The sequence below is a fragment of the Flavobacterium oncorhynchi genome (assembly GCF_002217355.1).
Classification (GTDB): Bacteria; Bacteroidota; Bacteroidia; order Flavobacteriales; family Flavobacteriaceae; genus Flavobacterium; species Flavobacterium oncorhynchi.
The window spans coordinates 1-8,145 of the sequence record NZ_MUHA01000040.1; the positions used below are offsets into that span (position 1 = coordinate 1).

General features: G+C 32.0%; 8 protein-coding genes and 1 pseudogene. 7 read left to right on the top strand and 2 right to left on the bottom strand.

Annotated elements, in window-relative coordinates; all coding sequences use genetic code 11:
- Positions 1-349: 349 nt before the first annotated feature.
- From B0A75_RS20045 to B0A75_RS20070, 6 genes are all read left to right on the top strand, one after another.
- The gene (locus B0A75_RS20045; protein ID WP_089056043.1) at positions 350-835 is read left to right on the top strand and encodes a SixA phosphatase family protein; all 486 of its coding nucleotides are present in this window, start codon (positions 350-352) and stop codon (positions 833-835) included.
- A 5-nt stretch (positions 836-840) separates the two neighbouring features.
- On the top strand, positions 841-2,922 hold the full coding sequence (gene ppk1, locus B0A75_RS20050) for a polyphosphate kinase 1 (RefSeq protein WP_089056044.1): 2,082 nt from the start codon (positions 841-843) through the stop codon (positions 2,920-2,922).
- Positions 2,923-2,955: 33 nt separating this feature from the next.
- Positions 2,956-3,846, top strand: a complete 891-nt coding sequence (locus tag B0A75_RS20055; RefSeq protein ID WP_089056045.1) for a Ppx/GppA phosphatase family protein — start codon at positions 2,956-2,958, stop codon at positions 3,844-3,846.
- Positions 3,847-3,984: 138 nt separating this feature from the next.
- On the top strand, positions 3,985-4,557 hold the full coding sequence (locus B0A75_RS20060; RefSeq protein WP_089056046.1) for a TMEM175 family protein: 573 nt from the start codon (positions 3,985-3,987) through the stop codon (positions 4,555-4,557).
- Positions 4,558-4,579: 22 nt separating this feature from the next.
- Positions 4,580-5,140 carry a Crp/Fnr family transcriptional regulator gene (locus B0A75_RS20065; RefSeq protein ID WP_089056047.1) on the top strand — a complete coding sequence of 187 codons (561 nt, stop codon included), beginning with the start codon at positions 4,580-4,582 and terminating at the stop codon, positions 5,138-5,140.
- A 127-nt stretch (positions 5,141-5,267) separates the two neighbouring features.
- Positions 5,268-5,846 (top strand): NAD(P)H-dependent oxidoreductase, encoded by a 579-nt coding sequence (locus B0A75_RS20070; protein WP_089056048.1) that lies wholly within the window; start codon positions 5,268-5,270, stop codon positions 5,844-5,846.
- 73 nt (positions 5,847-5,919) lie between these two features.
- On the opposite strand, the gene B0A75_RS20770 is transcribed toward B0A75_RS20070, so the two are convergent.
- Both B0A75_RS20770 and dnaX read right to left on the bottom strand, forming a co-directional pair.
- Complete coding sequence (locus B0A75_RS20770) at positions 5,920-6,363, bottom strand: DNA polymerase III subunit gamma/tau (protein ID WP_165765150.1); 444 nt, start codon at positions 6,361-6,363, stop codon at positions 5,920-5,922.
- 169 nt (positions 6,364-6,532) lie between these two features.
- Positions 6,533-7,537, bottom strand: a pseudogene (gene dnaX / locus B0A75_RS20775) (DNA polymerase III subunit gamma/tau); the annotation flags it as partial.
- Between the two features lie 179 nt (positions 7,538-7,716).
- On the opposite strand from dnaX, the gene B0A75_RS20085 reads away from it, so the two are divergent.
- On the top strand, positions 7,717-8,145 hold a 429-nt coding region (locus B0A75_RS20085; protein WP_208861290.1), incomplete at its 3' end, for a hypothetical protein.

The following is an 8,145-nucleotide window of genomic DNA, read 5'->3' on the forward strand; positions in this document are numbered from 1 at the left end:
TTTTTTTTGCCAAATATTGGTAAATTTAATAGTGAGATTTTTTCTCTTTTTGACTTAAAATCATTTTTTAAACGTGGTGTAAATGATTAATAATCAGTTATTTAGTTAAAATTTTACTGATTTGCAAAATATCGACGAACTGTATTGTTTAATAGGTGAAGTACATTTTTTAAGATAAAATTCTAAAGACGCTTTTGTAAGTTTTAAAAGTCGTGGAATTAATTATTCTTGTTAAAATTTACTTAAAATGTTAACGCTAATAAAAAATTGAGAAGGTTTAAAATATCTTTTGTAAATTAGAACTTAAAAAAAATAATGACCTCTTTTTGAGGTTTCAAATCTTCGGCTTATGAAAAATTTAATTTTAATACGTCATGCTAAATCAAGTTGGGAAGCTCCTCTAAAAGATTTTGATCGGCCACTGATGAAGAGAGGAATTATAGATGCGCATGATGTTTCTGCTATTATTTCGAAATATCTTCCAAAAACATATATTATTTGGAGCAGTACTGCGGCACGAGCTTCAGAAACGGCATTAATTTTTGCACAAAACATTTCATATCCTATAGAAAGTATTGTTTATAAAGACGACCTTTATACTTTTGATGATAAACAACTCGAAAAGGTTATTAAATCATGTGATAATAGTTTCGAAAGCGTTATTCTTTTTGGACATAACGAGGCTATTACAAATTTTGTTAATAAATTTGGGGATGTTTTTATAGAAAATGTCCCAACCTCAGGCTTTGTATCTTTACAGTTTGATTCAGAAAGCTGGGATACTATAAATAAAGGCAAAACCCATAAAACAATTTTCCCCAAAGATTTAAAATAAATATAGTGTACGAACAAAAATATATCGATAGAGAAAAAAGCTGGTTAGCGTTTAACGCAAGAGTACTTCAGGAAGCGGGTGATAATACGGTTCCGCTTTTAGACAGACTGCGTTTTGTTGGAATTTTTTCAAACAATTTAGATGAATTTTTTAGAGTTCGTTACGCCGCAATTAGAAGATTAAGTCTTTCTGGAATTTCTGGCGAAAAATACTTAGGCGGAGTTTCGGCACATCAATTAATTAAAGATATTACCGAAATTGTAATTCAACAGCAATCAGAAAGCTTACGTATTCTAGGAAATATTGAAGCTGAACTTGAAACGGAGAATATTTTTATTATAAACGAAGATCAAATTACCAAAAATCAGGAAAGTTTCCTGAAAGACTTTTTTATGCAAAAATTAAGTCCAGAATTGGTAACTATTATATTGAATGATTTGGCAGAATTTCCTGTTTTAAAAGACACTTTAGGATATTTGGCCGTTCGTTTAGAAATGACAAACAACGAAGTACGTTACGCTGTTATAGAAATTCCAAAAACAATAAACAGATTCGTTGTTCTTCCGTCTGAAGATGAAAAACAGTATGTAATTTTAATTGACGATGTTATTCGTTACAACCTAAAAAACATCTTTAACATATTTGATTATAAAAGTGTTTCAGCACACATGATCAAAATTACTCGTGATGCACAGTTAGATATAGACAGCGATTTGAGTAAAAGTATGCTTGAAAAAATCGCAACATCTGTAAAAGACCGCCGAATTGGAGAGCCAGTTCGTTTTATCTATGATAATTTAATTGAAGATGATACCCTGCAGTTCTTTTTAGATAAGATGAAAATTGTTGAAACAGATAGTATAATTCCTGGTGGAAGATACCATAATCGACGTGATTATATGAGTTTCCCTAATTTAGGACGCTACGATTTGTTATACAAACCAAACGAGCCTCTGCCAATTCCAGGTTTAAGCCTTGGCGGAAGTATATTAGAAAAAATTAGTAGAAAAGATTACTTATTACACGCTCCTTATCAGTCATTTTCATATTTAACCAAGTTTTTGCGTGAAGCAGCTTTAGATCCAAAAGTAACCAGTATCAAAATTACTTTATATCGACTGGCAAAGAATTCGCAAATTATTAGTTCATTAATTAATGCTGCAAAAAACGGAAAAAAAGTAGTGGTTCAAATTGAACTTCAAGCGCGTTTTGATGAAGCAAGTAATATTTCGTACGCTGAGCAAATGCAGACAGAAGGAATTGAGCTTATTTTTGGAATTAAAGGTCTTAAAGTGCACAGTAAAATATGCGTTATCGAAAGGCTTGAAGAAGGAAAAACTCGTCGCTACGGATTTATTTCTACAGGAAATTTTAATGAAGCAACGGCAAAAATTTATACAGATGTTACTTTGTTTACCTGCAATCAAGGTATTCTGAAAGATGTTACTAAAATATTCGAATTTTTCGATATAAATTATAGAGTACACAGATACAAACATTTAATAGTATCGCCGCATTATACAAGGTCAAAATTTGTGAAACTTATAGATCGTGAAATTCTGCATGCTTTAGCAGGAAGAAAAACACATATTAAGTTAAAAATGAATAGTTTATCTGATTTTAAAATGATCGATAAATTATACGAGGCAAGTAATGCAGGTGTAAAAATTCAGCTGCAGGTAAGAGGAATTTGTTCTCTGATTCCTGGAATTCCAGGAATGAGCGAAAACATTGAAGCTATTAGTATTGTCGATAATTACTTAGAACACTCGAGAGTTTATATTTTTGGAAACGCGGGTCTTAATGAAGTTTATATTTCTTCTGCTGATTTTATGACACGTAATCTTGATGGAAGAGTAGAAGTAACCTGTCCAATCTATGACCTTGAAATTAAGAAAGAATTAATCGATAACTTTAATATTGCTTGGAAAGGAAACGTTAAAGTAAGATACCATTCTTATAAATTAGACAATAAGTATAAACCCCGAAATCATCATGCATCGTTTAGAGCGCAATTTGAAACCTATAAATATTATCAGAATAAAATTAAAAAGTTCGAAGAAATTCCGCAAAAAGTAAATCAATAATAACAGAAAACAATTTCAAATCATAAAGTGAGCATGATTAATATAAGGAAATTTGCAGCAATAGATATTGGATCAAATGCCATGAGGCTTCTGATATCGAATGTTGTAGAGCAAGATGGCAAAGAACCGCAGTTTAACAAAAGTTCACTTGTTCGTGTGCCAATTCGTTTGGGACAAGATGCCTTTACAGTAGGTGAAATTTCAGAAGAAAATATAGATCGAATGGTTGATGCGATGAAAGCATTCAATCTTTTGATGAAAGTACATAAAATAGAACGCTATATGGCGTTTGCGACTTCGGCAATGCGCGAGGCATACAATGCAAAAGAGGTTGTAGCTTTAATTAAGAAAAAAGCCGACATAAAAATCGAAATTATTGATGGTAAAAAAGAAGCTGCTATTATAGCTTCAACAGATTTGCATCATTTATTGAAAACAGATGAAACCTATTTGTTTGTTGATGTTGGAGGCGGAAGTACCGAGTTTACTTTATTCTCTGACGGGAAATTGATTAATTCCAGATCTTTTAAAGCAGGAACCGTTCGTTTGTTGAATAATATGGTGCACGATGTAGTTTGGGATGAAATTGAAAAATGGATTAAAACCAATACCGCAGATTATGATGAAGTAACTCTTATAGGTTCTGGCGGAAACATCAATAAGTTGTTTAAAATGTCTGGAAAACAGCAAGAAAAACCACTTTCATATATTTACATAAATTCGCAGTATGCGTTTTTAAATTCACTTACTTACGAACAACGAATCGCCGAATTAGGATTAAATTCAGATCGTGCCGACGTAATTATTCATGCAACAAGAATTTATCTTAACGCAATGAAGTGGAGTGGAGCGCGTCAGATATACGTTCCTAAAATTGGACTTTCAGATGGTATCGTAAAAGCGATGTACTACGGTAAAATATAAATAGAATTATTTTTTCGTCACAAGCTATTCAAATTTGCACGAGTTTTTTTATTTACATTGTAAAATGTAATTCTTGTAATTTTGTGTAATTCGTGGCAGACTTTTAAAAGATACTTAGATTATTTTAAACTTATTTAAATGAACAAGACTAGACTCGAAGCCTTTAGTGATGGTGTTTTAGCAATTATTATCACTATTATGATTTTAGAAATTAAAGTGCCTCAAGGCCATGAGTTTGCTGACTTGAAACCACTTATTCCAAAGTTTTTAAGCTATATTTTGAGTTTTATTTACGTTGGAATTTACTGGAATAATCATCACTATTTAATTCATGGTTTATCAAAAGTAAACGGAAAAATTCTTTGGAGTAATTTACATTTACTATTTTGGCTTTCTTTAATTCCAGTTTCGACAGGTTGGATGGGAGAACACAATTTTGAAAAAGCGGCAATGGCTTTGTATGGTATTATTCTGCTGCTTTGCGCAATTTCTTATGTAATTCTTCAAAAAACAGTTCTTGATGTTGAAGGGAAAAATTCTGCATTGGCAAAAGCTTTAGGAAGAGATTTGAAAGGAAAAGCTTCGGCAGTTTTGTATGTTATTGGTATCGCAGCTTCGTTTTATAATGTTATTATTTCTGGAGCCGCTTATTTTATAGTTGCTATGTTATGGCTTATTCCTGATAAAAGAATTGAAAGAATTTTTTCTTAAAAGAGTAATTTTAATACTATAAATGAAAGCTGTTTTTCAATCCATACAGGATTTATCTAATGAAGAGTTATCGCATTTAGATAATTTAATCACGTTTAGAAAACTCAAAAAAGGAGATTTCTTGTTGGAAGAAAATCAGGTTTCTAATGAAATAGTATTTATAGAAAAAGGAATTCTTCGTTCCTTTTTTATGAATCATAAAGGTGATGAAATTACCAATTGTTTTGCTTTTGAAAATGATTTTATGGCATCATTTGCCAGTTTCATAACGCAAGAAAAAGCCGAAGAAAATATTCAAGCATTGGTCGATACAGAATTGCAGGTTTTGGATCGAAATGCATTAGAAAAACTCTATAAATCAAGTTATAATTGGCAGGAAATAGGCAGGAAATTAACCGAAATGGAGTTTGTAAATCTTCAAAAACGAATGGTAGATTTTCAAAAATTATCTGGCGCTGAACGCTATGAAGCGCTTTTTAGGAATCATCAAAAATACCTTCAGCTGATTCCGTTACAATATTTAGCATCCTATTTAGGAGTTACACCAAGACATTTAAGCCGAATTAGAAAAGCCGTTTTTTAAGCAGCTCAAGAATTTTTTTTATTTAGAGGAAAAGATCAGCCTGAATTTGAATTTGTGTTTAGCTTTTTTTAGGACATTTGTCTAGTAAAAGAAAACAGGCAAAAAGTATTTTTGAAAAAAGAAAAGCATGAAAAAAATACTGATTATAAATGGACATCCAAATCCGGACAGCTTTAATTTTGCTATTGCGGCGGAATATAAAAAGGGCGCATCAGCTTCTGGAGCAATTGTGGAAACAATTACAATTGCAGCTCTGAATTTTAGTCCAAATTTAAAATACGGATATCAAAAACGAACCGAACTAGAACCAGATTTATTAGAATCGTGGGAAAAAATCAAAAGAGCAGATCATTTAGTTTGGGTTCATCCAGTTTGGTGGGGTGGACTTCCTGCAATTACAAAAGGATTTATCGATCGATTATTTTTACCTGGAATGGCATTTCAGTACAGAGAAAATTCGGTTTGGTGGGATAAGCTATTAAAAGGAAAAACAGCGCATATTATCACAACTCTAGATCAGCCCGGCTGGTACTACAGATTGTTTTTTGGAAGACCAAGCGTGAATCAATTAAAGAAATCAACTTTAGAGTTTTGCGGTGTAAAACCTGTTAAAGTAAGTTATATCGGAATCGTAAAAACAGCAAAGGAAAGTCAGAGACAAAAATGGCTCGAAAAAGTTTATAATTTAGGGCTTCTAAATAAATAATGCTGCAGAAGTTAATTGTTTTTTTTCTTGTAAAAACAATTTTGCGCAAATTCGCAAAGAATAGAATATAAAACTATCCAGGTAAATCTAATCCAAATGTTGAACGTAAAAGCTCAATGTTTGGATTTATTTCATGCAAACGATTGTATTTGTCTTGATCGTTAAAACTTCTTTTAGTTTCCAACTTTTCATTTACAATTACTTCAATTGTAATATCGTGATTGTGCAGGTGACCTCTTAAATGCCCTAAAAGCGCGTTCATCTGACTTTCGAATTCTAACTTAGAACCTTCGTTTGGAAGTTCGTAAGTAATGTTGGTTCCATTTAAAACAGGATCGTTGATTAATAAGATCGACTCCATAATCTTCAAGCCTTTTTGACCTAAACGCTCTGCATATTTATTCCATTGCACAAGCATTTCAGTTTCAGTAAAGTCTTCAATAGGTAGAATAGATGTGGGTTTAACGTGAGTTTTACCACTTTGCTCTAATTCTTTTTTCTTGCGAATACTAGCCAAAGAAAAGGCAGAAACTTTTGGTTCACCTCCAGTTTCATTTCTTGGAGTTTCAATTTTCGGAGTTTGAATTTTTGGCGTTTCTGGAACAGGAGTATTACCAACAAGAGAATCAGTATTGACTTTTTCTTCTGTTTTTAAAGGTTCATTTTGACTTTCAACTTTCGANNCGTTGATTTTGACTCAATTTATATTTTAAATCGCAGTCATTTGCAATATCAATTCCTTTTAATAAAAATTCTTGAGAGCATTTTTGAGATTGAACACCATACATTTGCTGCGCTTGTTCTCCAACTTCTAGTAAGGAAATAGTTGCAGGAGTTTTACTAACTAACAAGTCTCTAAAATGAGACGCTAATCCAGCAATAAAATGATGCCCGTCAAAACCTTTTGATAGAATATCGTTGTAAGCTATTAAAAGATCTGGAATTTTGTTTTCCAAAATCAAATCAGTAACGCTGATGTAGGTTTCGTAATCTAATACGTTTAGATTCTCAGTTACAGCCTGACGCGTTAAGTTAGTTCCGCAATACGAAACCACACGGTCAAAAATTGATAAAGCATCACGCATAGCGCCATCAGCCTTTTGAGCAATAATGTGCAAAGCATCATCTTCAAAATTGATTCCTTGACTTTGAGCAACATCTGCTAAATGTTCTTTAGCATCTTTTACCGTAATTCTTTTAAAATCAAATATCTGACAACGAGATAAAATCGTCGGAATGATCTTGTGCTTTTCTGTCGTCGCTAAAATAAAAATAGCATGTTTTGGCGGTTCTTCTAATGTTTTCAAAAAAGCATTAAAAGCAGCCGAAGACAACATATGCACCTCGTCAATAATATAAACTTTGTATTGCCCAGTTTGCGGCGGGATTCGGACCTGATCGATAAGATTACGAATATCATCAACCGAGTTGTTTGAAGCGGCATCCAACTCAAAAACGTTAAATGCAAAATCTTCATTAGGATCGTCATATCCAGGCTGATTTATTTTTCGAGCCAAAATACGTGCACAAGTCGTTTTTCCAACTCCACGTGGTCCTGTGAATAAAAGAGCAGAAGCAAGGTGATTGCTGTCAATAGCATTCAACAAAGTGTTTGTAATGGCTTTTTGTCCCACAACATCCTTAAAGGTCTGCGGGCGATACTTACGAGCCGATACTACAAATTGTTCCATATTCTTTTTTATTCGATAGCAAATATAGAGTATAATTTAATGAATTAAAAATTTAAAAATTGAAAGATTTTAACTGGTTGAATAGGAGAATGAAAAAAATATTTTAAGAAGATTCAAATTAAAGTAATATTTTTAGTGCAAAAAAGGCAGAAGGATTTATTATATAATAACTTAGATAAATGAACGCAAAACAAATAGTTAGATTAAGCAATATTATTGGAATCACATCAATACTTTTATTAGTGTATTGGGTATTTACTTTTATAACCATTCAGGTTTTTGGTTTAAAAGTTTTTAAAGAGAATATGACCGAAACATTTTATCTAAGTATTTTAGGAATTCTTGCTTTGATGGTTGGTTCTCTGATTATCAATTTAATGTTTAATTTGACTAGAATTGCTGAAAAACATAATCTAGATGCAGTGAATAATAAATCAAACAGATTGCGGTTTTTGACTTTGACTTTGATTTTTCCCCTGATTGCTATTATTTTATTTGGCGGAGATTATTTGACCTCGGCTAAAAAAGAAGAGCGATTGATTAAATCGGCTGAATCAATTATTGCAATTAATAAAGCGAATAGTGATAAATTAGTAAATTATAGTTTT

Coding starts and splice junctions, on each gene's coding strand:
- B0A75_RS20045 (WP_089056043.1), top strand. CDS start 350: ATGAAAAATTTAATTTTAATACGTCATGCTAAATCAAGTTGGGAAGCT.
- B0A75_RS20055 (WP_089056045.1), top strand. CDS start 2,956: ATGATTAATATAAGGAAATTTGCAGCAATAGATATTGGATCAAATGCC.
- B0A75_RS20060 (WP_089056046.1), top strand. CDS start 3,985: ATGAACAAGACTAGACTCGAAGCCTTTAGTGATGGTGTTTTAGCAATT.
- B0A75_RS20065 (WP_089056047.1), top strand. CDS start 4,580: ATGAAAGCTGTTTTTCAATCCATACAGGATTTATCTAATGAAGAGTTA.
- B0A75_RS20070 (WP_089056048.1), top strand. CDS start 5,268: ATGAAAAAAATACTGATTATAAATGGACATCCAAATCCGGACAGCTTT.